Source organism: Bifidobacterium aesculapii (assembly GCF_001417815.1).
Lineage (GTDB): Bacteria > Actinomycetota > Actinomycetes > Actinomycetales > Bifidobacteriaceae > Bifidobacterium > Bifidobacterium aesculapii.
In genome coordinates this window covers 22,333-47,098 of the sequence record NZ_BCFK01000037.1, presented here as the reverse complement: position 1 = coordinate 47,098, position 24,766 = coordinate 22,333, and the positions used below count along the sequence as shown (strand labels likewise).

The window sequence follows — 24,766 nt, the reverse complement described above, 5'->3', positions numbered from 1 at the left end:
CCGCTGATGTTGCTGGCCCGGACTTGAGGTGTTGATCACTGGTCATCGCCATTTTGGCGTGTTGACGTTGTTGACGTTTGTCGCCAGCAGGTGCGGCCGTCGGCTGCGAATCAGTTGTGGGCCCGGCTGGTGGTGCTGTATTGGAAGGCCCCATGGACCAGAGCCGCCGTGAAGTGGGCGCCGCACAAGCCGGCTTCCTCCGCTTCGTGAGTGCATCCCGCGATGCTGCAAATATGCTGTGACATGGGTTCTTCCCCTTCTTTGGGCCTTTATCTACTTCGCCTTCTCGTAGGTCCGAAAGCTTCTCCGCTTTCGAGCACTTCCCAGTGTACGCGCAATGACTGACGGAACCAAAGAAAACGGTTGAATGTGTAACACAAGTCACATTAGAGCGCCAGTGTATCGGCGTGTCGGTTGGTGGTGATTTGCTCTTCGGCGTGTATAGGCCGTGCGGCGGGCGGTGGGGCTGTCGGCGGCGGCCCGGTCGGTGTCTGCGATGGCGGTCGGGCGAGTCGACTTATGCAGTGGGGTGGGAGGGATGGCCGGTCTATGCAGCCGGACGAGGTTGATGATGGTGGGAGCGTGGTTGGGTGGAATGCGTTGAGGGAAGAATCAGTGGGAGTGGGGTTGGCTGAGGGATTGACGAGGGTGTTTGTCGAGTTGATGTAGGTCGCGGCCTGCTTTCTATGGAATAGGCACATGAATAAGCGCAGACTGGGTTTGGCGTGATTAACGGGATGGGATTTTGACGGGGCTTGGGCAGAATCGATGGGCCTGCGCGATCGGGCTTCGAACCGGGGTGGTCCGATGGCGAACTTGCGCAATCGGGCTTCGAACCTGCGCAGTCCGGTGGCGAACCTGCGCGATTTGCCCCCGAACCTGCACAGTCGGAGGGCGAACCTGCGCATAGGGGTCGTGAAGACCGGCTCGTGCCGGGCGGGGCGACACCGGGTGTTTCCCCGGAATTCCGGGCTTTTGGCGATGCGGTGCATGCGTTCCTGAGCCTTGTGGAGGACTTCTTTCAGCACCCCTGTGCGCAGGTTCGGGCTTGGATTGCGCAGGTTGGGGCCAGGATTGCGCAGGTTGGCCGCCCAACTGCGCAGGTTGTGCCCCGAATCGCGCAGGTTCGCGACAGCAAGGGCGCTCGGCCGGCCAAACATAGGGGATACTCGCCCATCAAACGCAGATTGCCCGGTCGGTCAAACGTTGAGGTGGTCGATGTGTTGAGTGTGCCTCCGGTCTGATGGTTGGGCGGGACAATTCAAAACAGCAAAAGCCAAGTCATATTGTTTACGGTGTGAGGTAATCTTGAGCTATTTCGTGGCGTGCGGCAAGGGCGCGCCATAAGGGAACGGATGGTGATGGCATGGGGTTCGAGGATGAGGCGGTGCACGAGTTGTGGTCCACGATGTGGGGGCACAAGTCGGCGATGCAGCGTGAGATGATGCGCGGCGCGCACGGCGAGGCGTTCGCCATCCGCCAGTTGGCGCACGTCGGCACGATGACGCCCTCGCAGCTGGCCGACGCCATGCACGCCACTTCCGGCCGCGTCTCCACATTGCTGTCTTCCATGGAGAAGAAGGGGCTGGTGACGCGCGAAGCCGATCCTGACGACCGCCGCGTGGTCCGCGTGAGCCTCACTGATGCCGGGCGCGAGCGCGGTCGCTCCGACATGAAGGAGATGCGCGATGCGGTCTGCTGGATCTTCGCGCAGATGGGGGAGCGTCGGACCCGCGAATTCCTTGACCTCACCGGCGAATTCATGACCTACATGTCGATCTGCCGGCCCGGCAAGCCTCGCCCCACGCCGCAGGAGGTGCAGGCCGCGTTCGCCGAGCGGGAGCGCCGCTCAGAGTCCGGGCGTGGGAATTAGCGCCGAGAGCGCCGCGTTTGCAGCGCTCTCGACGCCGCCTGTTCCTCCCGTCAGTCGGCCAGACGTTGCGACGATTACTGGAACCCGCCCGAGGTGGCTCCTCGGGCAAAGGCGAGGGGAGCTCAGTGTCCCCGCCATCGTCGGGCGTACATTCGCGTGGCCGGCTCCCGGGTGGTGAGCCGAGGCGGGTGCATCTCGTCTTGCCGGCGCCGGCTCCTCTGGCGGGTGCCAAAGGGAAGGGCGTGATCGCGGTGTTCAACGGGGGTTGCGCGGTCAGCGTAATAGCCGTTGCCTGCAGCGGATGTACAGAGCCGGGCATATTATCTTACACTGTAAGTAATTGAACGCTGAAAGATAAATTGCGTGCCGGTGAAAACCGCAGGCCATCACCGCTACGCCGCCGCAACCAACACCAAGGGGAATCCATTGTTCCGCATCATGAAATACCTTTCCAAAGCGGAGATCGGGCAGATGCTCGTCGCTTTGGCGACCATCGTCGGGCAGGTCTGGTTCGACCTGAAGCTGCCCGACTACATGTCCGACATCACCACCCTCGTCGAAACCCCCGGCAGCGCCATGAGCGACATCTGGATCGCCGGCGGCAAGATGCTGCTCGTCTCGCTCGGCTCCGTCGCCTGCGCCGTCGTCACCGGCTTCATCGCCGCACGCGTCGCCGCCAGCTTCGGCCAACGCCTGCGCTCCCTCGAATTCGCCCGGGTCGAATCATTCGGACCCGCGGAAATGAGCCGCTTCTCCACCGCAAGCCTCATCACCCGCTCCACCAACGACATCACGCAGATCCAGATGTTCATCACCATGGGCCTCCAGCTCATCGTCAGATCGCCGATCATGGCCATATGGGCCGTCGCGAAAATCGCCTCCGACGGCTTCGAATGGACCTTCGCCACCGGCATCGCCGTCGTCATACTGCTCGGAGCCGTCGTCATCCTCATGGCCCTCGTCATGCCGAAATTCAAAGCCATGCAGCGCCTCACCGACGACATCAACCTCGTCGCGCGCGAGAACCTCACCGGCCTGCGGGTCGTGCGCGCCTACAACGCCGAAGACTACCAGGAAGCCAAATTCACCCAGGCAAACAAGAACCTCACCGACACGCAGCTGTTCACCAACCGCACCATGGCCATCATGATGCCGCTGATGAACACCGTGATGAACGGCCTCATGCTCGCCGTCTACTGGATCGGCGCCTACCTCATCGACGCCGCCTCCCTCACCGACAAACTCACCGTGTTCTCCAACATGGTTGTCTTCTCCAGCTACTCCGTGCAGGTCATCATGAGCTTCCTGCTCATGAGCATGGTGTTCGTGCTCTGGCCGCGCGCCGACGTCTCCGCGCAGCGCGTCATGGAAGTCATCAACACCGTACCACTCATCACCAACGGCGACGACACCGCCGCCGACGTGGCCCGCATCGGCCACGGCGCGCACGGCACCGTCGAATTCCGCGACGTCAGCTTCACCTACCCCGACTCGCGCGAACCCATCCTCGAACACGTCACCTTCACCGCCACGCAAGGCCAGACCGTCGCCTTCATCGGCGCCACCGGCTCCGGCAAATCGTCACTCATCAACCTCGTGCCGCGATTCTACGACGCGACCGAAGGCAGCGTGCTCGTCGACGGCGTCGACGTGCGCGACTGGAACCTGACCGACCTGCGCGACCGCATCGGCTACGTGCCGCAACGATCCGTCCTGTTCAAAGGCACCGTCGCCGGCAACATCGGCTACGGCGACGACGTGCGCGCGGCGGGCGCGGCAAGCGCTGCGGCCTCCGCCGCGACGCACGCCCCCTCCGCGGCGGACATGACGCGCGTGCGCGCCGCCGCCGACGTCGCGCAGGCGAGCGAATTCGTCGAGCGCATGGACGGCGGCTACGACGCGCCCATCGCGCAAGGCGGGTCGAACGTGTCCGGCGGGCAGAAGCAGCGCCTCTCCATCGCGCGCGCCGTCTACCGCGACCCCGAAATCCTCATCTTCGACGACTCGTTTAGCGCGCTCGACTTCCGCACCGACCGCGCCGTACGCGACGCGCTCGCCGCCCACGCCGCGGGAGCCACGAAACTCATCGTCGCGCAGCGCATCGGCACCATCATGAACGCCGACCTCATCGTCGTGCTCGACGACGGCAAAGTCGTCGGGCAAGGCACGCACCAGGAACTGCTCAAGACCTGCGACATCTACCGGCAGATCGCCGAATCGCAGCTCAGCCAGACCGAACTCACGGCGTGACGCCGGCAAGACGCAAGTCGTAAGACGCAAGACTTAAGACGCGAAGGAAACTCAACATGCCAGGACCAATGGGACACGGGCCGCGCGGCGGCGCAGCAGTCGAAAAACCACAGAACTTCGGGGAGGTCATGGGCAAGCTCGTACGCTACTGCCGAGGCTACCTGCCCGTCATCGTCATCGCGCTCGTGCTCGGCGCGATCGGCACCATCTGCCAGATCGTCGGGCCGGACAAACTCAAGGACATGACCAACGAGATCGTCAAGGGCCTGCCCGCGATGGTCCACGGACGGCCCGTCATGGGAGCCGTCGACTTCGACGCGGTCTCGCGCATCGGATTCACGCTCCTCGCGCTGTACATCGGATACGCGGTGCTCGGCTACGTGCAGAGCTGGCTCATGGCGACCGTCACGCAGCGCACCGCGCAACGCCTGCGCGAATCCATCTCGAAGAAAATCAACAAACTGCCGCTCAGCTACTTCGACAAAGTCAGCTACGGCGACGTGCTCAGCCGCATCACCAACGACGTCGACGCCATCGGACAGACGCTCGGGCAGTCGCTCGGCGCGCTCATCACGTCCTTCACGCTGTTCGTCGGCGCGCTCGTCATGATGTTCTGGAACAACGTGATCATGACGCTGTGCGCGATCGGCGCGAGCCTGCTCGGACTCGTGCTCATGACCGTCATCATGAAGACGTCGCAGCGCTACTTCACACGCCAGCAGGTCGCGCTCGGCCAAGTCAACGGACACGTCGAGGAGATGTACTCCGGCCACATCATCGTCAAGGCATACAACGGCGAAGCCGATTCGATCGAACGTTTCGAACGCTACAACGCCGACCTGTACGAATCCGGCTGGAAGTCACAGTTCCTCTCCGGACTCATGATGCCGCTCATGATGTTCATCGGCAACCTCGGGTATTTGGTCGTATGCGTGGTGGGCGCCGCGCTCGCCATGAACGGATCAATCGAATTCGGCGTCATCGTCGCGTTCATGATGTACATCCGCCTGTTCACGCAGCCGCTCAGCCAGTTCGCGCAGGCGTTCCAGAACCTGCAGCGCTGCGCCGCCGCATCCGAGCGCGTGTTCGGATTCCTCGAGGAGCCGGAGATGGAGGACGAATCGGCCAAGCGCGCGCTGCTCGGCGCGAAGTACGACGGCGGGCATGCGGTGCGCGGCGACGTGGAATTCGAGCACGTGCGCTTCGAATACGAGCCGGGCAAGCCGATCATCAACGACTTCTCGGCTTCCGTCAAGGCCGGCCAGAAGGTCGCGATCGTCGGACCGACCGGCGCGGGCAAAACCACCATGGTCAACCTGCTCATGCGCTTCTACGACATCGCCGGCGGGCGCATCGCCATTGACGGCGTCGACACGGCCAGCGTGCCGCGCTGGAACGTGCACGAGCAATTCTCGATGGTGCTGCAGGACACCTGGGTGTTCCACGGCACCGTGCGCGAGAACATCGCCTACGCGAAGGAAGGCGTGACGGACGCGCAGATCGAGGCGGCGTGCAAGGCCGTCGGGCTGCACCACTACATAATGTCTCTGCCGGACGGGTACGACACCGTGCTCGACGAGAACACGTCACTCTCCGCCGGGCAGAAGCAGCTGCTCACCATCGCCCGCGCCATGGTGCAGGACGCGCCGATCCTGATCCTCGACGAAGCCACCTCCTCGGTGGATACGCGCACCGAAGAGCTCATCCAGAAAGCCATGGACTCGCTCACCGTGGGCCGCACCTCGTTCGTCATCGCGCACCGGCTCTCCACGATCCGCGACGCCGACATGATCCTCGTCATGAACCACGGCGACGTAATCGAACGCGGCACCCACGAAGAGCTGCTGGAGGCCGGCGGGTTCTACGCCGACCTCTACAACAGCCAATTCGCGCAAATTGCATAATGGAGCGTCTTCCGCGTTGCTCGAGGCTCGACGTACCTTTGTACGCCTTCGTGTTCCACGCCTTGAAGCCACACGCGTCAGTTGATTTTCTACGCGAATCGTTCATCTTGCGTCCGCCGCGTTGCGCGAGGCTCGAAGTACCTTCGTACGTCTTCGCCTCGTGCGCCTTGCGGTCGCACACATTATGCAATCCGCTACGCGAACCAACTGATGCCGAGCCGTGAAGCGGACAACCCGGTGGGTTGTCCGTAGGTGAGGCCGAGCGGCGGCGGCCGTGAGGCAGGGGATGACCACGCCGTAGGGGTTGTCCTTGCAGAGCGTCGCGTCGCGTAAGCTCGGAGGCGTCTTCGCGGGGCTGTGAGGTGGGAACCTACGCGATTGCGGCGTGAACCTGCGCAGTTTGTGTGTGAACCTGTGCAATCGGCATACGGACCTGCGCAGTTGCATAGCGAACCTGCGCACACCCCTCTTGAAGAGAGCCGTACCGCCGCTTCGGGGTCTTGCGAAGAATGGCTTCATTTCAAGCTTTCTTCGCGGAGCCCGAATGGTTCGATCGCTGTTCTACTCGACCCCTATGCGCAGGTTCGCCCTCCGACTGCGCAGGTTCGCGCTCTGACCGCGCAGGTTCGCGCTCTGACCGCGCAGGTTCGCGCTCTGACCGCGCAGGTTCGCCTTCCAACTGCACAGGTTCGTCTTTATACTGCGCAGGTTGAGGTGGAATCGCGCAGATTCGCACAGCCGGGACCACTCAGTCGGTGAACACGTACTGGTTGAGGCGGCGCAGCGCCTCGCGGACGCGCTCCGTGGGCAGGGCGAAGTTCATGCGGATCGTGTGCGTGCCGGCGAACGGGCGGCCGTCCTGCCAGGAGACGCCCACATTCCAGCCGCGCTTGATGAGCTCGTCCATCGTGAGCCCATGCTCGGCACACCAGCGCTCGCAGTCGAGGAACAGCATGTACGTGCCCTGCGGACGTGCAACCTCCACTCCGTCGACGCCCGTCCAGTGCGGCTCACTCGCCGCATCGCCCGAGTCGACGCCACCGGTCGCGCCCGCGCCCGCGTCCGAGCCCGTGCCCGCGTCCGAGCCCGTGCCTGTGCCCGCGCCCGCCGCATCGCCGGCCTCGCTACTGCCCGCGAAGTACGCGTAGCCGATGCGCAGGTTCTCCGCGAGCACGCCGAGCAGTTCGTCGAGCCATACCTCTCCCTCCGCCGAATACGCGCCGATTAGCGCGTGCATCGACAGCACGTTCATCTCGTTGTAGAACGTGCGTGCCCCCGACGACACCAGCCGCTCGCGCAGATACCGGTCGTACACCACGTGGTAGCTGCCGATCAATCCCGCCAGGTTGAACGTCTTGCTCGGCGCGTACATCGCGATCACGCGGTGACGCGCATCCTCGCTCACCGACTGCGTGGGGATATGCGGATGCGACGCGCGGTCGAGAATCAGGTCCGACCAGATCTCATCGGACACGACCACGCAGTCGTTGGCGCGGTACACCTCCATCGCGCGTTCGATCTCCCAGCGTTCCCACACGCGGCCGGTGGGATTCTGCGGCGAACAGAACACCGCGACATGGATGCCGTTCGCCTTCAGGCGCCGGTCCATGTCCTCGAAATCCATGCGCCACACGCCGTCGGCGTCGCGCTTGAGCGGACTGTGCTCGATGCGATACCCGGCACCCTCGATCGCCATCGTGAACCCGACGTACGTGGGCGAATGCACGAGCACCGACTCGCCGGGCGCGGCGAACGTGCGCAGTGTGGAGACGAGACCGCCGAGTACGCCGTTCTCGTAGCCGATATGCTCCGGCAGCATCCCCTCGACGCCGTTGCGGCGGCGATGCCAGTCGATGATCGCGTCGTAATACGCCTGCGACGGCTCGAAATAGCCGAACAGCGGATGCGCGAGACGGGCGGCGATCTCACGGGTCACGGCGGGCGCGGTCGCGAAATTCATATCCGCGATCCACATCGGAATCGCGTCGAATCCGGGCTGCGGCGCGTCCGGCGCATTGCCGGTGCCGGTGCCGATATCGTCGACGGCGAGGGCGTCGTGGCCGTGGCGGTCGTGCAGCGTCGTGAAATCGAACATCGCTCCTCCTTGAGTCATTCCTGTTTGAGTCATTCCTGAGTCATCGTTGATCATGATTGGGCGCATCACGGCAAAGCGTGCCGCACGTTTCGCGCGAAACGTGCGGCACGCTTTACGGTGATGGCGATGGCGCTACGCGTAGATGCTGCGCGGGCGCATGTCCTCCGGAAGGCCCTCGAGCAGCGTCTGCACGGAACCTTCCTCGAAGACGGAACGGATGCCGGCGGCCAGCAGCGGCGCGACCGACAGCACCGTCATGTTCGGCAGGCGCTTCTCCTCCGGCACCGGAACCGTGTCCATCAGGACGATCTCGCGCGCGCCGCACTGCGACAGGCGCTCGACGGCCGGACCGGACAGCAGGCCGTGCGTGGCCACCAGCGTGACGGAGCGCGCGCCGGCGTTGCGCAGCGTGCGCACCGCCTCGCAGATCGTGCCGGCGGTGTCGATCATGTCGTCGACGACGACGCAGTCGCGGTCGAGGACATCGCCGATGATGCCGTGCGCGACCGCGTGGTTCGGGCGCGTGGTGTCGCGTGTCTTGTGGATGAAGGCGAGCGGCAGGTTGCCGAGCTTCGCGGCCCAACGCTCGGAGACCTTGATGCGGCCGGCGTCGGGGGAGACGATGGTGGTGTTCTCCAGCGGCAGATGGTTGCGCACGTAGTCGATGAGCACCGGCGTGGCGGTGAGATGGTCGACGGGCGCATTGAAGAATCCCTGCTCCTGCGAGGCGTGCAGGTCGACGGTCATGATGCGGTCGGCGCCGGCGGTGCGGAACAGATCGTAGATGAGACGGGCGGTGATGGGCTCGCGGCCCTGATGCTTCTTGTCCTGACGGGAGTAGCCCATGAACGGCGCCACGACGGTGATCGTGCGGGCGGAGGCGCGTTTGAGGGCGTCGATCATGATGAGCTGCTCCATGATCCACTTGTTGATCTTGCCGGAATGGCATTGGAGCACGAACACGTCCGCTCCGCGCACCGGCTGGGTGTAGCGCACGTACATCTCGCCGTTCGCGAAATCGTAGGCGGTGGTTTCCAACACATTGATGCCCAGACATGCGGCGACCTGATCGGCCAGTTCGGGGTATGCGCGGCCGGTGACCACGGCCATGCGCTTATCCGGAGTGCCTTCGAGCAGCGACGTCATGTTTCTCGTACCCGTCCTTTTGTTGTGGTTGTTGTGGCGAAGCCCGTGTGGTCAAGCTTGCGTGTTCTGTTGTGTTGCTGAAGCTGTGGCTTGGCGTCGGCGATTCGGTCGAGGTCGCGCGTGGCGTCGCCCGAATCGCGCGCGGTGGCGCGGGTGGGGCATGGCGCGCGAGGTCGCGCCGCCGGCCTGCCGGAACCTCATCCAAGTGTACTAGGGATTGCGCACAAGGCGGCGGGCGGGTTGAGGTGGTGTTGGGCGGGTGTGCTGGTGCGGTGGCGCGGCGGTGTGGCGTGTGTGGCGCGGCGTGTGTGGCGTGGCGGGGCGTTTCGGCTGTCGGGCGGAGGCGTTACCCTAGTGAGGTTGCTTTGTTGGGGTCGGACGTGTGTGCGGCGGTTCGCCGTGCGCCCGTGCGGCCCGGATATCGCAGCGCGTATACACACTCCTGCCGCGGAAAGTCCGTGGCCACATAGTCCGAAGGAGGTGGGTGATGTCTGCGCACAAGTACGAACTGATGTTCATCGCCGATCCTGAGCTGGATGAGCGCGGTCTGAAGAAGCTGACCGAGCAGTATCTCGAGCTCGTCACCAAGGAGGGCGGCTCTGTCGATGAGCCCGATATCTGGGGCCGTCGCAAGCTCGCCTACGAGATCAATGGCAAGACCGAAGGCAACTACGTCGTGGTGACCTACACCGCCGAGCCCGCTGTCAGCGATGAGCTCGACCGTGTCCTCAACCTCAACGAATCCGTGATCCGTACGAAGATCCTTCGTAAGGACGTCAAGTAAGCGTGTACGCGTAATCCGGCCGGACCGGCGGCATAGCGCCGCCCGGACGACGGTCGGATCGAGCGTGTCGGACGTGGCGGACGCGACGAATGTGTCGGAACGCCGCAACGTCGAATAGCAGTCGATAGCAGTCGAATAGCATCGGAACGTCGAAACAGTCGAGACAGGAAGGTCGCATCATGGCAGGCGAAACCGTGATCACCATCGTCGGCAATCTCACCGCGGATCCGGAACTGAGGACCATCGGTTCCGGCGCGACCGTCGCGAGCTTCACCATCGCGTCGACGCCGCGCACGTACAACCGCCAGTCCGGCCAGTTCGAGGACGGTCAGGCGCTGTTCATGCGCTGCTCCGCATGGCGTGATCTCGCGAACCATTGCGCGGACACCCTGCGCAAGGGCATGCGCGTCATCGCTCAGGGCCGGCTGTCGCAGCGTTCCTACCAGGCGCAGGACGGTTCCAACCGCACCGTTGTCGAGATGACGATCGACGAGATCGGCCCCTCGCTGCGCTACGCCACCGCGCAGGTGACGCGCCAGTCGTCCGGCCAGGGCGGGTTCGCCGGCCGCAGCCAGAACAACGGCGGCGGTTTCGGCGGCAACGGCTATGGCCAGGGCGGCTACGGGCAGAACAACGGTGGTGGTTTCGGCGGCAACGGCGGATACTCCGGCGGCGCCGGCTACCAGGGCGGCGGCTCCAGCTTCGGTGGGGGCCATTCCAACGCCGGCGGTTCCTCGCCTGACAATCAGCCCGCGGCCGATCCGTGGAGCAGCGGCGCCGATTCCGGCAGCAGCTTCTCGACGTTCGGCGGCTCGTCCGATTTCGGAGGATCCTCCGATTTCGGCGGTGACGGCAGCGACGATCCGGAGTTCTGAGTCGTCCCGCGTCGTGACAGCCGCGCGCGGCATGCAACCGACGCACAACGCTCGTATAGCGAAAACGCTCGCATAGCGAATAAACATCAATCGTAAATAAGGAGAACATCATGTCCCGCAAGAGGCCGCAACCGCCGGTCAAGCCGTTCAAGAAGAAGCCGAACCCGCTGAAGGCGGCGAAGATCACCGAGATCGATTACAAGGACGTCGCGCTGCTGCGCAAGTTCATCTCCGATCGCGGCAAGATCCGTTCCCGTCGTATCACCGGTGTGACCGTGCAGGAACAGCGCCAGATCTCCAAGGCGATCAAGAACGCCCGCGAGATGGCCCTGCTGCCGTACGCCACTTCCGGCCGCTGAGTTTTTAGGAGGCATCTGAAATGGCTGATACCAAGGTTATCCTCACCAAGACCGTTGCGAACCTCGGCCACTCCGGTGACGTCGTCACCGTCAAGGCCGGCTACGCCCGCAACTACCTGATTCCGCAGCACCTCGCCTTCGCGTGGAACAAGGGCGCCGAGGCCCAGATCGTCGCCATGAAGCGCGCCCGTCTGGCCAAGGCCGTCGCCACCCGCGAGGATGCCGTCGCCGCCAAGGCCGCCATCGAGGGCACCGCCGTCGAGATCGCCGCCAAGGTTTCCGAGTCCGGCAAGCTGTTCGGTGGCATCTCCAAGGACGCCATCGCCATGGCCCTGCTCGACAAGGCCCCGGTCGACCCGAAGGCCATCACCGTCGAGTCCATCAAGACCACCGGCGAGTTCCCGGCCACGGTCCAGCTCCACCCGGAGATCAGCGCGAACTTCTTCGTGAAGGTCGTCGCCGAGTGAATGATTCCGGGCGCTAGGCCGCTCGGAACCCCCATCAGACTGAAGGTCTGAGCTTAAGCACGTCAAAGGTCCCATACCGCGTTCGCGCGGGTGGGGCCTTTTTCGTTTGTTGGGAATGGTGGACGCGGGGCGTGGTTTCGTGACGGCATCGGCATGGAGTGCGCGGGTGGTGATGTTCGACTCAGTGCGCCTGAGGCGCTCCACTACGGGGGCGTGTGGGGTTATGTGGCGCAGTTGCGCTCCACGTGGGGTGTGTATGGCGCGGGATTCGTGTCGTGTGGAGCAATATCGCTCCATACAACACGAAAGGAGACCCCGTTGGACGGAGTGTGGAGCGATATCGCACCACACTCGTGCGTCCGAACAGAGGTGACTTGTGTTGTGGTGCAGTCGTGCTCCACACTCGTTCTGACGGACTGTGATGTGGAGCAGTTGCGCTCCGCACTCGTTCCGTTAGAGTCCGTCGTGGCGCGGTGATTGGGCCCTTCTCGTGAGTGCGTGCCGGATGCTCCGGGCGCTCGCTCGTGTGATGATTTCGTGAAGGATGGATGCTGCGGTGGCTGTGAGGCGATGCAACGCCCGCTCGACGGCCTGAAAGCAGATCTTAAAACGTTGGAATTCCAGGCGACACGCCGAGGGTTGCGCGATGAAGATATGTGAGTATATTTATCACTCGTTGCAAGGAACACTTCAACAGCTAACCAACGCCCCTGTAGCTCAGTTGGTTAGAGCAGCTGACTCTTAATCAGCGTGTCCAGGGTTCGAATCCCTGCGGGGGCACAAACAAGGCCGGAACCGAATGGTTCCGGCCTTTTGCATTTCCAAGGTTGCTGCGGTGGCGGCGAACGGAGGTTCGCACCTGCAACTCCTCCGCGCGATTTTGGTGCGCAAAACATCCGTTTTGCGCACCAAAATCGCGCGGAGGTGGCTATGGGAACTGTTGCGGTGCTTCTTCGGGCTTGAGTGCTGCGAATATGGCGTCCGCAGTTTTGGGAGCGCGGGTGAATCCCGGAACGAATCCCGGAACGAACGTCAAGACCCCCAATCGTGTTGGATGCCGTCCATTTCCCCTTGTCCATGGTGTCGTCGACGCGTCGCTGGGCGGCGTGGGGCGCCGGCAAGCCGGTTCAGCCCTCGGCGTATGCTTATCGCGTTTGCGTGACCCGGCCATTCGGCCGGTTCGGTCACATCATTCATCGGAACGAGAAAAGAAGAAGCAGTGGAATACTCACTCTTTACGAAGCTGGCGGCCGAATTCTTCGGCACCGCCATCCTGATGATCTTCGGCAACGGCTCGGTGGCCAACGTCGAGCTCAAGAACACGAAGGGTCATCACGCCGGCTGGCTCAACATCGCCATGGGCTACGGCTTCGGCGTCATGTTCCCGGTCCTCATGTTCGGTGCGGTCTCCGGCGCGCACATCAACCCGGCCATGACGCTCGCGCAGGCCGTCAACGGCATGTTCCCGTGGGATGAGGTGCTGCCGTACATCGCCGCGCAGCTGCTCGGCGCCGCGCTCGGCCAGTTCATCGTCTACCTGACCTACTACCCGCACTACAAGGAGACCGAGGACGCGGACGCGATCTTCGCCACCTTCTGCACCAGCGACGCGGACGACAAGAAGGTCAACTACTTCCTCAACGAGATGTTCGGCACGCTCGTGCTGGTCTTCGGTGCACTGTGCTGCCTGCTGGACCCGTGGGGCGTCAAGGACCCGGCCGCCGCCGCGATCGTCGTCGGCTTCATCGTGTGGGGCCTCGTGACCTCCATGGGCGGCCCGACCGGCCCTGGCCTGAACCCGGCGCGCGACCTCATGCCGCGCGTGCTGCACGCCATCCTGCCGATTCCGTCCAAGGGCTCCTCGCGTTGGGGCGAAGCGTGGATTCCGGTCGTCGCGCCTATCGTCGGCGCGATCATCGGCTGCTGGCTGTTCAAGGCATTCTTCGCGTGACCCCAGTATCGCGCGCCGTACATTCGTTGATGAATTGACTACCCCCTCATCAGATCCGCTTCGCGGTCCAGCTCCCCTGACAGGGGAGCCGAGAATGGGATAAACGAATGCACGACGCAGGTCACTAGGCATGCGCGCATGAATACGCACCCGCCGATATGCATAAAGGGCGGCTTCCACATCAAGTGTGGAAGCCGCCCTTTGCTGTACGCATCTACGTGCGCGTGTGACGGCGAATCGTCCAACGCGTCCATCCCCGGCCCCTTCGTCCCCTCCTCTCCCATGGTGCGGTAACACACTTTCTCCATAACGGCGGAATGGCGCCGTTTCTCGTCATCGCACCATGGGGGATTTACCGCACCATGGGAGAGGCGGTGGGGAAAGGGATGGGTGGGTGAGGATGGGGGTTGGGGAGGGATGGAGGAAGGTGGGTTAGCTGAGGAAGATCTGGGGGGCCTTGTCGAAGTTCTTCGCGCAGTGCTCGCCGCAGAAGTAGTAGGTCTTGCCGTCGTGTTCGCGGGTGATCGCGTCCGCGTTCACCGCGACGGTCATGCCGCACACCGGATCGGTCGCGGTCTCGCCGTCGGTCGCCGCGGCGTGGTGCATGGCCATGTGATTGTGGTGCATGTGGTTCATTTCCATGGTGTTCTCCTTGGTTTCGGTTGATGGGGAAGTGTCTTGCCCGGCGTGTGCCCCGTCACCATACGTCAGTGACGTGCGTTCGTCGATGATGACGCGCGGTCCATCGTCGTGCGGGTTGCTGTCATGCGGGTTGCCGTCGGTCATGTCGCCGCTCGCCGTCGTCGCGGTCTCGTCGCGGTCGGCGGTCGCAGCGCCGGCGAGGGGCGTGGCCTGCGTATGCGCGGCGGGTGCGGCGGCACCGCCACGGCGCATACGGTCCGCACGCGCGATGGCGTCGTCGCCAAGGGCGACGCGGTTGAGCCGGTTCGCGTTGAGCACGAGGCATACGGAACTCAGTGCCATGGCGAGGCCGGCGATCATCGGGCTCAGCAGCCACCCGGTGAACGGGTAGATCACTCCGGCCGCGATCGGGATGCCGATCACGTTGTAGCCGAACGCCCAGCCGAGATTCTGCCGGATGTTGCGCATCGTCGCCTGCGACAGGTTGATCGTGCGGATCACGCCGCGCAGGTCTCCGCTCATCAGCGTCACATCAGCCGACTGCATGGCCACGTCGGTGCCGGTGCCGATGGCGAAGCCGAGATCGGCCTGCACGAGCGCGGGTGCGTCGTTGATGCCGTCGCCGACCATCGCGACCAATCCCTCGTGCGGCTCGCGCTGCAGCCGTTCGATCCAATACGCCTTGCCGTCGGGCTTCACCTGCGCGATCACCGTGTCGATGCCGACTTCGCGCGCGATGTGCGCGGCCACCTCGGCCTTGTCTCCCGACAGCATGACCGTGCGAATACCGGCGGCGCGCAATGCGGCCACCGCCTGCACGGAGCCGGGCTTGACCGGGTCGCGCTCATAACTGGGCTTGCTCCAATCGGTGGAATCCGCATCGGCCACGCCCCGCGTGATCGTGCCGGTCTTGTCGAACACGACCGTGCCGATCAGGCGCGCCTGCTCAAGCGCCTTGGCGCTGGTGACGAGCACGCCGTTCGCCGCGCCGACGCCCGTCGCGGCCGTTACGGACAGCGGCGTCGCCAAGCCGAGCGCGCACGGGCATGCGATGATGAGCACGCTGACGGCTGTGACCAACGCGTGTGCCAGCGCCGGCTGTGGGCCGACCGCGAACCACACCGCGAACGTCCATACCGCGATGATGAACACCGCTGGGACGAATATGCGGGCGATGGAGTCGGCAAGCCGCTGCACGGGGGCCTTCGTGGCTTGGGCGCGGGCGACCATGGCGACGATCTGCGAAAGCACGGTGTCGCCGCCCACCTGCGTGGCGCGCATCAGCAGGTTGCCGCGCAGGACGACGGTGGCGCCGGTCAGGGTGGCGGGGTGCGATTCGCCCGACGTGGTCGATTTGCTCTCGAACCTGCGCGATTCGCTGTCGAACCTGCGCGATTTGCTCTCGAACTTGCGTGATTCGTCGTCGAACCTGCGTGATTCGGCGCCGAACTTGCGCAGGGGGGGCGTGAAGACGGCGGTTTTCCGCACTGGTTCGGACTCGCCGGTGATCATCGATTCATCCACTTCGGCCTCGCCTGCGACGACCACGCCATCGGTCGGAATGCGTTCTCCCGCCTTGATTACGAGCAGGTCGCCAGGCTTGACGGCTTCGATATCGACATCGTGGAAGGCGCTCGGCGCGAGCCAATCGAAGGCCGTCTCTGAGCCGGTCTTCAGGGAGGGGGTGCTCAGGTTCGCGTCCTGATTGCGCAGGTTGTTTTCAGAATCGCGCAGGTCACTCTCGGAACTGCGCAGGTTACCCTCGGGGCCGTGCAGGTTGCCCTCGGAATCGCGCAGATTCTCCCCGACGGCGGCTTCGGCATCCGCCGTGAGCTTGTGCGCGGTGCGCGGGCGCAGTCCGATCAGCGCCTGCACGGCCTTGCCGGTGCCTTCGCGGGCCTTGGTCTCCAGCAGACGCCCGACGAGCACGAGCGTGATCACCACGCCCACCGATTCGAAATACGGTTCGCGTGACCCTTCCGGCAGCGCCCACGGCGCCACGCACACCAGCAGGCTGTACAGGTAGGCCGCGCCGGTGCCCAGCGAAACCAGCGAGTTCATATCCGGCGAACGGTGGCGCAGCGCCGGCAGCCCGACATGATGGATCGGCGCGCCGCAGTAGAACATGACCGGCGTGATGAGCACCGCCTGCAGCCACGGGTTGACGAGCCATGCGGGAACCAGCATGTGGTCGATCATGTGCAGCATCATGCCCACGAACACGGGCAGGGTGAGTGCCGTGCCGATGGCCACGAGCTTGGTCAGATGGGCGATCTCCGCTCGGCGCTCCTCGGCCTCGCGGGCCTGCGCCTGTGCGAAATCGGCTTCATGGGTGGCGGAGTCGGCGGCAATGGCAGCCGCGCCGGCCGCGGCGGTTTCCGCAGCGGCTTCCGCGGAGCCGTCGTCTCCTTCGCCTTCGACTTTGAGCAGTCCGTGCACCATGTTCATGCCGCAGGCGAACGGGTAGTCGCCCGCCTTGAGCGCGGGCAGCCGCACTTCGGTGGCGGTGTTGCCGAGCAGCATCGCGTCGAGCCCCAAATCGCCGAAGACGACGTGCGAGGTGCATTCGCCGGTCTCCTGACGGTCGAAGTTCAGGATGGTGGGCACGCCGGCCTGCACCGTCACCACGTCGGGGGAGTAGCCGCCCTTCACGGTGATGGTCGCGCGTTGCACGCCGCCTTGCAGGGTGCTTTGCGCCGCTTTGCGCGCGCCGAAGAAGAACCGCAGTATGAGCCATGTGATCAGTGCGGCGACGATCAGCGCCGCGCTGATGGCGAAGATGTTGGATTCCATGCCGTTCCTCTCCTTGCCGTCACGGGTCTGCCCGGGGGCTGTTGCCCGGAGCCGCTCCCTAGGGCCGCTCCCCGGTCAGGGCCGTTGCCCATCGGCTCCATGATATTCCCGCTTGACAGTGTATACCATATACCCCTATGGGGTATAATGCAGAGAGTTTCCCTCGCGGAGGAACACGAGAAACACGTGCGGCCGTGCGGACACGTGCGTATGCGTCGACACAGCGACGCGGTGTCACCCCGTCACGTCGCCGTGACTCCGAAACGACCGGAACAGGACGGAACAGCTGACACAGCCGGAACAATCAAGGAGTGCGGCCATGCATGGATACGGTGAGGACAAGGCCAAGGTGCTCGCGCGCCTCAGGCGTGTCGAAGGGCAGGTGCGCGCCATCGAGCAGATGGTGGACGACGGCAAATACTGCATCGACGTGCTGACGCAGATCGCCGCCGCGAATTCGGCGCTCAAGTCGGTCGCGTTGCTGCTGCTCGACGACCATCTCAACCACTGCGTGCGGCAGGCGTCCGCGGTGGGCGGTGACGTGGCCGACGAGAAGCTCGCCGAGGCCTCGGCCGCCATCGCGCGCCTCGTGCGCTCGTGACGAGGGCGCGCCGTACCCTTGAGAACCATGAGTGATTCTGGATTCCGCGCCACCGGCCCCACCGACCTGCGCCCCGCCGCGCCGCACAACGAGGCGATCGACTTCGCGGCGCTCGACCCGCGCGAGCAGCTCCGCGCGCTGCTGCGCGACCGCGTGGCCGGCAAACCGTTCTCCGAACTGTATGCGGTCACGCTCGACCACCACGGCGCCGCGGTGATGGGCCACGTGCTGCTCGACACGTTGGAGGACGCCGGCTATTCTGTCGACGACTACGATGCCGTCGGCGCCCTCACCGCCGCCTCCGTGCCGCTCGTCGGTTCGATGATCCAGGCGGCCGCCTCCCGAGGCGAGAACCTCGACGGGTTCGTCATGGACTTCGTGTTCCCCTCGATCAAGGGCCCGTCCATCAAGGGCAAGCGGGTCGTGCTCGTCGACGCGTGGCTGTCCGAGAAATCCTACGTGCAGACCAGTTCGCTCGTCACCCTGCGCAACGGCAACGAGCTGAGCCTCGACTTCTCCATCGTCGAGCATGAGGGCGCGTCCGTCGTGGCCGTCGCCTCGCTCGTCGGCGGCGTGGGCAAGGGGGCGGACGAGCATGAGATCACTGTCGTCAATCCGGTGAACGATGAACGCCACGAAGTGCCGTTCATCCAGGTCTTCCACGAATCCGACCTCAGCGACTGACCGTAACGGACCGGTTGGCCGGCACTGGCCGGCAGACTACCGGATTGGCCTGCAGGCCCCATCGGACGGGCGGCCGTGCCGATGAAGGCCGATCAGGCCAAACGGACTGGTCGGACACCGGCCGGTCCGGTCGTCCGCACGCAACCAAACGAAAGAGCACATGCATCCTCGCAATCCCATCGACATCGAATCGGAGCGTTCCGGCGAGCCCGTCTTCCGCGAGGTGGGCGTCGGGCCATGGACCGAAACGCACCCCCGTGAGCCCCGTCCGGACGACCCGGCGTCGCCGCTCTACCCGCATCGCCACCGCTACGATGCGGCCCTGCTCGACGGCGGCGACCGGCGCAACGTGCTCGACCGGTACCGCTACTGGACGGTCGCGGCCATCAAGGCCGACCTCGACGCTCACGGCCGGCACGACTTCGAAGTCGCCATCGAGAACTGGACGCACGACTTCAACATCGGCTCGATGGTGCGCACCGCGAACGCGTTTCAGGCGCGCCGCGTGCACATCGTCGGCCCGCACAAATGGAACCGCAACGGCGCGCTGATGACCGAGCTGTACCAGCACATGGAGCACCACGCGTCGATCGCCGCGCTGGTGCGCTGCTGGCGGCTGCGCATCGCCGGCGAGATCGCGGCGGAACGCGCGTGCGCCGCGGCCGCCGCGTTCCACGCGCACGACGTGGCCGTGGGCGGAAACAGGAGTGATGGGGCCATGGATGGGGGCGGCTCCGAGGGTGACCAGCGGGTGCGCGAGCTGCTCGCGGAACTCGACGCGCACGAGGCGCGTATCCGCGAGCTGGAGGCGGCGCGCGTCATCGCGATGGACATCGTGCCCGGCGCCGTGCCGATGGAACGGTACGCGTTCCCGAAGCGCTGCCTGCTGCTGTTCGGCGCGGAAGGCCCCGGTCTGACGCGCACGGCGCTCGACCTCGCCGACGACGTCGTCTACATCTCGCAGTTCGGATCGGTGCGGTCCATCAACGCGGGTGCGGCCGCCGCGGTCGCCATGCACAGCTGGATCGCGCAGCACGCGTCGATCGGATGATCGATGACACGGCGGCGCGCGGCATGGACCCTGCGGGCCTGACGGCCACGTGCCACAAGCCCGGCCGGCGCCCGACGCGGGCCGAGGGATGCCGGTCCGTCCAGCTGTGAGCGCGCCCGGCCGCGTGTCACAAACCGCTCGTATAGTTAGGCGCATGCCTACATTCACACGCGAAGAAATCGTGCATTTGGGCGATCTGGCCCGAATCGCGCTCACCGATGAGGAGATCACCCGCCTGCAGGGCGAGCTGAACGTCATCGCCGACTCCATCAACAAGGTCCAGGAGGTCGCCTCCGACGACGTGCCGCCGACCGCCAACCCGGTGCCGCTCGAGGCCTACCTGCGCCCGGACGTGCCGGTCACGCCGCTCACGCAGGCCGAGGCGCTCGCCGGCGGCCCGAAGACCGAGGCCGGCATGTTCGTCGCGCCGCGCATCCTGGGAAGCGAGGAGTGAAAGCGATCATGACGCAGAACACCAACGAACTGGTCAAGCTGTCCGCCGCCGAGATGGCCGCGGCGATCCGCAAGGGCGAGGTCTCCAGCCGCGAGCTGGTCGACGCCCACCTCGACGTGATCGAGGCCGCCGAGCCGAGCATCAAGGCATTCCTCAAGGTCTCCGGCGACGTGGCGCGCGAGCAGGCCGATGCCTTCGACGCGAAGAGCGCGGACGAGAAGGCCGCCCTGCCCGAGCTGGCTGGCGTGCCGATCGCCATCAAGGACATGATCGTCACCAAGGGCATCGAGACCACCGCCGCCTCGAAGATCCTCGAGGGCTGGGTGCCGCCGTACGACGCGACCGTCATCGAGAAGCTCAAGGCCGCCGGCATGCCGATCCTCGGCAAGACCAACCTCGACGAGTTCGCGCAGGGCTCCTCCACCGAGCACTCCGCATACCAGACCACCCACAACCCGTGGGACACCGAGCGCGTGCCCGGCGGCTCCGGCGGCGGTTCCGCCTCCGCGGTGGCCGCGTTCGAGGCGCCGCTCGCCCTCGGCACCGACACCGGCGGCTCGATCCGCCAGCCGGGCGCCCTCACCGGCACCGTCGGCGTGAAGCCGACCTACGGTGGCGTCTCCCGTTTCGGCGCGATCGCCATGGCCTCCTCGCTCGACCAGATCGGCCCGGTCTCCCGCACCGTGCTCGATTCCGCGCTGCTGCAGGAGATCATCGGCGGCAACGACCGCCGCGACTCCACGTCCATCCCGGAGGGCCCGCGCCCGATGGTCGCCGCCGCGCGCGAAGGCGCCAAGCGCGACCTCAAGGGCCTGAAGGTCGGCCTGGTCAAGGAGCTTGGCGGCGAAGGCTTCCAGCCCGGCGTCGAGGCCCGCTTCAACGAGGCCGTGAAGAAGCTTCAGGACATGGGCGCCGAGGTCGTGGAGGTCTCCTGCCCGCACTTCGAGTACGCGCTGGGCGCGTACTACATCATCATGCCGTCCGAGGTCAGCTCCAACCTGGCCCGCTACGACGGCATGCGCTACGGCCTGCGCGTGATGCCGCCGGCCGGTGTGCCGCAGACCGCTGCCAACATGATGGCCTACACGCGTGAGGCCGGCTTCGGCGACGAGGTCAAGCGCCGCATCATCCTCGGCACCTACGCGCTGTCCGCCGGCTACTACGACGCTTGGTACGGCTCCGCGCAGAAGGTGCGCACGCTCATCATCGACGACTTCAGGAAGGCGTTCGAACAGGCCGACGTGCTCGTTTCCCCGACAAGCCCGTCCACCGCGTTCAAGTTCGGCGAGAAGATGGACGACCCGCTGGCCATGTACATGAACGACATCGCCACGATTCCGGCGAACCTTGCCGGCGTGCCGGCCATGTCGATCCCGGCCGGCCTGTCCGACGACGGCCTGCCGGTCGGCTTCCAGTTCATCGCGCCGCAGCAGCGCGACGAGGTCATGTACAAGCCCGCCGCCGCGCTCGAAGCCGCGCTCGAAGAGGATTGGAACGGCCCGATCTGGCAGGATCTCAAGGCGCCGTGGCTCGACGGCCTCGCCAAGTGACGAAGCGACATCGGAAGGATTCAAGGAAGCAACATCATGGCTGAAAAACTGATGAAGTACGCCGATGCCACCAAGAAGTACGACGTGGTGTTCGGTCTGGAGACGCACGTCGAGCTGTGCACGACGACCAAGCTGTTCTGCCCGGCCGAAGTCCACTTCGGCGGCGAGCCGAACACGCAGCTGACCCCGGTGAGCCTCGGTCTGCCGGGCTCCCTGCCGGTGGTCAACAAGACGGCCGTCGACTACGCGATCAAGCTGGGTCTCGCCCTGCACTGCGAGATCAACGAGTGGAGCCAGTTCGCCCGCAAGAACTACTTCTACCCGGACATGCCGCGCGACTACCAGATCTCCCAGTACGACAAGCCGACCAACGGCAACGGCTACCTGGACGTGGAGCTGGAGGACGGCACCGTCTTCCGCGTGCCGATCGAGCGCGCGCACATCGAGGACGACGCCGGCAAGAACACGCACGTGGGTGGCGCCGACGGCCGCATCGAGGGCGCCGACCACTCGCTCGTGGACTACAACCGCGCCGGTGTGCCGCTGATCGAGATCGTCACCAAGCCGATCGAGGGCGCGGGCGACCGCGCGCCGGAGATCGCGGGCGCGTACATGCGCGCCATCCGCGACATCGTGCGTGCGCTGGGCATCTCCCACGCGCGCATGGAGCAGGGCAACATGCGCGCCGACGTGAACGTCTCGCTGCGCCCCTCCGCCGACGCCCCGTACGGCACGCGTTCCGAAACGAAGAACGTGAACTCGTTCCGCGGCATCGAGAAGACCATCCAGTACGAGATCCGCCGTCAGGCCGCGCGCCTCGACGATGGCAAGGAGATCCTGCAGGAGACCCGCCACTGGGACGAGGCCACGCAGACCACCGCCGGCGGCCGTCTCAAGTCCGACGCGGACGACTACCGCTACTTCCCGGATCCGGATCTGGTCATGCTCCACATCACCAAGGAGCACATCGCCGAGATGGAGGCGCAGATGCCGGAGATGCCGCGCGAGCGCCGCAACCGCCTCAAGAAGGAATGGAACCTCACCGACCTGCAGCTGCGCGACATCCTCAACGCGGACGCCCTCGACCTGATCGAGGAGACCGTGAAGGCCGGCGCGAAGGCCGCGGGCGCCCGCAAGTGGTGGCTCGGCGAGCTTTCCCGCGAGGCGAACGCCAAGGGCGTCACCTTGGAGGAGCTGCCCGTCACCCCGGCCGATGTGGCCGAGGTCGAGAAGCTCATCGCCGCCGGCAAGCTCAACGACAAGCTCGCCAAGCAGACCATCGCCGGCGTCCTGGCCGGCGAGGGCACGCCGGACGAGGTCGTCAAGAAGCACGGCTACAAGATCGTCGAGGACACGGGCGCCATCGAGGCGGCCGTGGACGCGGCGTTCGAGGCGAACCCGGATGTCGTCGAGAAGCTCAAGAGCGGCAACATGAAGCCGATGGGCGTGATCATCGGCGCCGTGATGAAGGCGACGCGCGGTCAGGCCGACGCGAAGGCCGTCACCGCGATCGTGCGCAAGAAGCTCCAGTAGCGCCGCTTGCGCCGCACGCTCCGAACGCCCCGATGGTTCCGCCGTCGGGGCGTTTCGCATGGTGCGGCGGCGCCGACGCCCCGCCCGTGCGCGCACCGTGCATGTGCGGGGATGGTGTCAGCGTCTTTTCAGCGTTCATACAGCCGAGTAGGATATGTTCGGCAATGATCGACGTCAACGAGGCGGGGACGATCAGGCGAACGATTGTGAGGGATGGACAGCGATTATGACTGAGCACACGGAAACAGCGGAGACTGGGCTTCGGCGCGACCTGCCGGAGCGCATCGTGATCCCGCCGATCCGCGGCGAGATGGTGCATCTGCGTCCGGCCACCGTGGAGGATCTGCCCAAGCTCGACGAGCTCGAAGCCTACAGCGGCGCCACCAAGATCACCGGCAAGGACGAGAACGCCGAACGCGCCGTCGTGCACGCGTGGGTGCGGCGCTCCGTCGCGTGGACGCAGGGCCAGGCACCCACCGAGTCCGGCGTGGGCGACCCGGAGTCCCGCCGCACGATGGCATGGGCGCTGCTCACCGACGCCGACCACGACGCCGACCATGTCGTCGACGCCGCTGCGACCGGCAACGTCATCGGCATGATCTTCCTCATCGACATCGACGGGTGGTCCCGTTCCGCCCGCATCCAGGTCATCCTCGGCAAGGACTACCGCGGTCGCGGTTATTCACGCGACGCGATGCCGCGCGTCATGACCTACGGTTTCGCGCCCGAACCCGCCGGTCTCGGCATGCACCGCATCTGGGTCGCCGTGCCCGAGCAGAACTCGCGTGCCGTGTCCGTCTACCAGTCGCTCGGATTCGAGCCATCCGGCACGTCGCGCGACGCGTTGTGGGATCCGGTGAGCGGCAAATACCAGGATCTCATCGTCATGGACACGCTCGTCGACGAATACGATCCGATCCGTTCGCTCGACGCGTTCGGCATGCACGTCATCGAGGACAATCCCGGCGTGCGCGAGGCGCTGAGCGCGCGCGAACATTCCATCGCGATCCGGCAGCGTACGGCGGACGCCGCGGCCGCGGCCGGCGCGCGCGGCGAGGCCGACGCGGACGCGCGGCCGGAGCCGACCCGCGACGACGCGCACCGCATGAGCCCCGACGAGGCCCGCGAACGGCTCGGCCTGCCGCCGAAGCGTGCGGACGGCACCGCCGGAACGCACGCTTCCGGCGAGACGGACGAGGAAAGCAACTGGCCGTACGGGCAGAACGAGCGCAAGACCTCCAAGGAGGCGTGGTGGCGCACGCTCGGCCGCGGGCGCAAACGCGAGATGGAGAAGTAAGCGCCGAAGGGAATGTACGGGCTGCCGGTAAGGTGGAGGCAGGCAGCGATATGAAGATAGGGTGGCCGCATCGGCGACGGGCAGTCGCGGTGCGGCCACCGCTGTGAAGGACTGGAACAAAGGACAGGATATGAGCGCCGAGGATCTCGACAACTACGAAACCGACGCCGAACTGGCGTTGTACAAGGAATACCGTGACGTCATCAAGCTCTTCACCTACGTGGTGGAGACCGAGCGCCGCTTCTATCTGGCGAACAAGGTGGACTTCAACGTGCGTTCCGCCGGTCAGGACGTCTACTTCGACGTGCAGCTCACCGACGCGTGGGTGTGGGACGTGTACCGTCCGAGCAGGTTCGTCAAGAACGTGCGCATCGTGACGTTCAAGGACGTGAACGTCGAGGAGGTCCAGAAGACCGACATCGACATCCCCGACGACATCCACTAGACGGGGCGCCGG

At 65.3% G+C, this 24,766-nt stretch carries 18 protein-coding genes, 1 tRNA gene and 4 pseudogenes; 18 read left to right on the top strand and 5 right to left on the bottom strand.

The genetic code is table 11. The annotated features are described in order from the left end of the window. Positions 1-1,366: 1,366 nt before the first annotated feature. From BFAL_RS05925 to BFAL_RS05915, 3 genes are all read left to right on the top strand, one after another. Positions 1,367-1,873 (top strand): MarR family winged helix-turn-helix transcriptional regulator, encoded by a 507-nt coding sequence (locus BFAL_RS05925; protein WP_055427501.1) that lies wholly within the window; start codon positions 1,367-1,369, stop codon positions 1,871-1,873. 426 nt (positions 1,874-2,299) lie between these two features. Further along, complete coding sequence (locus BFAL_RS05920; RefSeq protein WP_055427500.1) at positions 2,300-4,123, top strand: ABC transporter ATP-binding protein; 1,824 nt, start codon at positions 2,300-2,302, stop codon at positions 4,121-4,123. Between the two features lie 68 nt (positions 4,124-4,191). Then, positions 4,192-6,027 carry an ABC transporter ATP-binding protein gene (locus BFAL_RS05915; protein WP_055427499.1) on the top strand — a complete coding sequence of 612 codons (1,836 nt, stop codon included), beginning with the start codon at positions 4,192-4,194 and terminating at the stop codon, positions 6,025-6,027. Positions 6,028-6,775: 748 nt separating this feature from the next. Here BFAL_RS05915 and BFAL_RS05910 read toward each other — a convergent pair. Together BFAL_RS05910 and BFAL_RS05905 are read right to left on the bottom strand one after the other, a co-directional pair. Next, positions 6,776-8,122 carry a MalY/PatB family protein gene (locus BFAL_RS05910; protein ID WP_055427498.1) on the bottom strand — a complete coding sequence of 449 codons (1,347 nt, stop codon included), beginning with the start codon at positions 8,120-8,122 and terminating at the stop codon, positions 6,776-6,778. Between the two features lie 132 nt (positions 8,123-8,254). Continuing rightward, positions 8,255-9,268, bottom strand: a complete 1,014-nt coding sequence (locus BFAL_RS05905) for a ribose-phosphate diphosphokinase (RefSeq protein WP_055427497.1) — start codon at positions 9,266-9,268, stop codon at positions 8,255-8,257. Positions 9,269-9,755: 487 nt separating this feature from the next. On the opposite strand from BFAL_RS05905, the gene rpsF reads away from it, so the two are divergent. From rpsF to BFAL_RS05875, 6 genes are all read left to right on the top strand, one after another. Next, positions 9,756-10,052, top strand: coding sequence for a 30S ribosomal protein S6 (gene rpsF / locus BFAL_RS05900; RefSeq protein WP_055427496.1), 297 nt, complete (start codon positions 9,756-9,758; stop codon positions 10,050-10,052). A gap of 179 nt (positions 10,053-10,231) precedes the next feature. After that, positions 10,232-10,927, top strand: a complete 696-nt coding sequence (locus BFAL_RS05895; protein ID WP_055427495.1) for a single-stranded DNA-binding protein — start codon at positions 10,232-10,234, stop codon at positions 10,925-10,927. A 110-nt stretch (positions 10,928-11,037) separates the two neighbouring features. Beyond that, on the top strand, positions 11,038-11,286 hold the full coding sequence (rpsR, locus tag BFAL_RS05890; RefSeq protein ID WP_055427494.1) for a 30S ribosomal protein S18: 249 nt from the start codon (positions 11,038-11,040) through the stop codon (positions 11,284-11,286). Positions 11,287-11,306: 20 nt separating this feature from the next. Next, a complete protein-coding gene (gene rplI, locus BFAL_RS05885; protein ID WP_055427493.1) occupies positions 11,307-11,753 on the top strand; it encodes a 50S ribosomal protein L9 in 447 nt (148 codons plus the stop codon). Between the two features lie 706 nt (positions 11,754-12,459). Further along, positions 12,460-12,533: transfer RNA gene (locus BFAL_RS05880), tRNA-Lys, on the top strand. A gap of 439 nt (positions 12,534-12,972) precedes the next feature. Further along, positions 12,973-13,704 carry an MIP/aquaporin family protein gene (locus BFAL_RS05875; RefSeq protein WP_055427492.1) on the top strand — a complete coding sequence of 244 codons (732 nt, stop codon included), beginning with the start codon at positions 12,973-12,975 and terminating at the stop codon, positions 13,702-13,704. A gap of 432 nt (positions 13,705-14,136) precedes the next feature. On the opposite strand, the pseudogene BFAL_RS11885 reads toward BFAL_RS05875, so the two are convergent. From BFAL_RS11885 to BFAL_RS11875, 3 pseudogenes are all read right to left on the bottom strand, one after another. Then, a pseudogene (locus tag BFAL_RS11885) lies at positions 14,137-14,445 on the bottom strand (YHS domain-containing protein); the annotation flags it as partial. 195 nt (positions 14,446-14,640) lie between these two features. Beyond that, a pseudogene (locus tag BFAL_RS11880) lies at positions 14,641-15,969 on the bottom strand (HAD-IC family P-type ATPase); the annotation flags it as partial. Between the two features lie 144 nt (positions 15,970-16,113). Continuing rightward, positions 16,114-17,139 (bottom strand): annotated as a pseudogene (locus BFAL_RS11875) (cupredoxin domain-containing protein); the annotation flags it as partial. Between the two features lie 319 nt (positions 17,140-17,458). Between BFAL_RS11875 and BFAL_RS05860 the strand changes: the two are divergent. The 9 genes and pseudogenes from BFAL_RS05860 to BFAL_RS05825 all read left to right on the top strand — a co-directional run bounded on the left by BFAL_RS05860 (position 17,459) and on the right by BFAL_RS05825 (position 24,754). Further along, the gene (locus tag BFAL_RS05860; protein ID WP_055427489.1) at positions 17,459-17,740 is read left to right on the top strand and encodes a metal-sensitive transcriptional regulator; all 282 of its coding nucleotides are present in this window, start codon (positions 17,459-17,461) and stop codon (positions 17,738-17,740) included. 27 nt (positions 17,741-17,767) lie between these two features. Next, on the top strand, positions 17,768-18,424 hold the full coding sequence (locus tag BFAL_RS05855) for a type I phosphoribosyltransferase (RefSeq protein WP_055427488.1): 657 nt from the start codon (positions 17,768-17,770) through the stop codon (positions 18,422-18,424). 160 nt (positions 18,425-18,584) lie between these two features. Continuing rightward, positions 18,585-19,103: pseudogene (locus tag BFAL_RS11870) on the top strand (RNA methyltransferase); the annotation flags it as partial. A 39-nt stretch (positions 19,104-19,142) separates the two neighbouring features. Further along, a complete protein-coding gene (locus tag BFAL_RS11865) occupies positions 19,143-19,475 on the top strand; it encodes a TrmH family RNA methyltransferase (protein ID WP_370696063.1) in 333 nt (110 codons plus the stop codon). 154 nt (positions 19,476-19,629) lie between these two features. Then, positions 19,630-19,929, top strand: a complete 300-nt coding sequence (gatC, locus tag BFAL_RS05845) for an Asp-tRNA(Asn)/Glu-tRNA(Gln) amidotransferase subunit GatC (RefSeq protein WP_055427486.1) — start codon at positions 19,630-19,632, stop codon at positions 19,927-19,929. An 8-nt stretch (positions 19,930-19,937) separates the two neighbouring features. Next, positions 19,938-21,479: an Asp-tRNA(Asn)/Glu-tRNA(Gln) amidotransferase subunit GatA gene (gene gatA / locus BFAL_RS05840; RefSeq protein ID WP_055427485.1), complete on the top strand. Its 1,542-nt coding sequence runs from the start codon at positions 19,938-19,940 to the stop codon at positions 21,477-21,479. 36 nt (positions 21,480-21,515) lie between these two features. Further along, positions 21,516-23,012 (top strand): Asp-tRNA(Asn)/Glu-tRNA(Gln) amidotransferase subunit GatB, encoded by a 1,497-nt coding sequence (gatB, locus tag BFAL_RS05835; RefSeq protein WP_055427484.1) that lies wholly within the window; start codon positions 21,516-21,518, stop codon positions 23,010-23,012. 226 nt (positions 23,013-23,238) lie between these two features. Then, the gene (locus tag BFAL_RS05830) at positions 23,239-24,309 is read left to right on the top strand and encodes a GNAT family N-acetyltransferase (protein WP_055427483.1); all 1,071 of its coding nucleotides are present in this window, start codon (positions 23,239-23,241) and stop codon (positions 24,307-24,309) included. Between the two features lie 130 nt (positions 24,310-24,439). Further along, a complete protein-coding gene (locus BFAL_RS05825) occupies positions 24,440-24,754 on the top strand; it encodes a DUF2469 domain-containing protein (protein WP_033494454.1) in 315 nt (104 codons plus the stop codon). Positions 24,755-24,766: the final 12 nt, after the last annotated feature.

Excerpts from the sequence above, each read along its gene's own strand:
- BFAL_RS05925 (WP_055427501.1), top strand. The coding sequence starts at position 1,367 with ATGGGGTTCGAGGATGAGGCGGTGCACGAGTTGTGGTCCACGATGTGG.
- BFAL_RS05915 (WP_055427499.1), top strand. The coding sequence starts at position 4,192 with ATGGGACACGGGCCGCGCGGCGGCGCAGCAGTCGAAAAACCACAGAAC.
- BFAL_RS05910 (WP_055427498.1), bottom strand. The coding sequence starts at position 8,122 with ATGTTCGATTTCACGACGCTGCACGACCGCCACGGCCACGACGCCCTC.
- BFAL_RS05905 (WP_055427497.1), bottom strand. The coding sequence starts at position 9,268 with ATGACGTCGCTGCTCGAAGGCACTCCGGATAAGCGCATGGCCGTGGTC.
- rpsF (WP_055427496.1), top strand. The coding sequence starts at position 9,756 with ATGTCTGCGCACAAGTACGAACTGATGTTCATCGCCGATCCTGAGCTG.
- BFAL_RS05895 (WP_055427495.1), top strand. The coding sequence starts at position 10,232 with ATGGCAGGCGAAACCGTGATCACCATCGTCGGCAATCTCACCGCGGAT.
- rpsR (WP_055427494.1), top strand. The coding sequence starts at position 11,038 with ATGTCCCGCAAGAGGCCGCAACCGCCGGTCAAGCCGTTCAAGAAGAAG.
- rplI (WP_055427493.1), top strand. The coding sequence starts at position 11,307 with ATGGCTGATACCAAGGTTATCCTCACCAAGACCGTTGCGAACCTCGGC.
- BFAL_RS05860 (WP_055427489.1), top strand. The coding sequence starts at position 17,459 with ATGCATGGATACGGTGAGGACAAGGCCAAGGTGCTCGCGCGCCTCAGG.
- BFAL_RS05855 (WP_055427488.1), top strand. The coding sequence starts at position 17,768 with ATGAGTGATTCTGGATTCCGCGCCACCGGCCCCACCGACCTGCGCCCC.
- BFAL_RS11865 (WP_370696063.1), top strand. The coding sequence starts at position 19,143 with ATGGATGGGGGCGGCTCCGAGGGTGACCAGCGGGTGCGCGAGCTGCTC.
- gatC (WP_055427486.1), top strand. The coding sequence starts at position 19,630 with ATGCCTACATTCACACGCGAAGAAATCGTGCATTTGGGCGATCTGGCC.
- gatA (WP_055427485.1), top strand. The coding sequence starts at position 19,938 with ATGACGCAGAACACCAACGAACTGGTCAAGCTGTCCGCCGCCGAGATG.
- gatB (WP_055427484.1), top strand. The coding sequence starts at position 21,516 with ATGGCTGAAAAACTGATGAAGTACGCCGATGCCACCAAGAAGTACGAC.
- BFAL_RS05830 (WP_055427483.1), top strand. The coding sequence starts at position 23,239 with ATGACTGAGCACACGGAAACAGCGGAGACTGGGCTTCGGCGCGACCTG.
- BFAL_RS05825 (WP_033494454.1), top strand. The coding sequence starts at position 24,440 with ATGAGCGCCGAGGATCTCGACAACTACGAAACCGACGCCGAACTGGCG.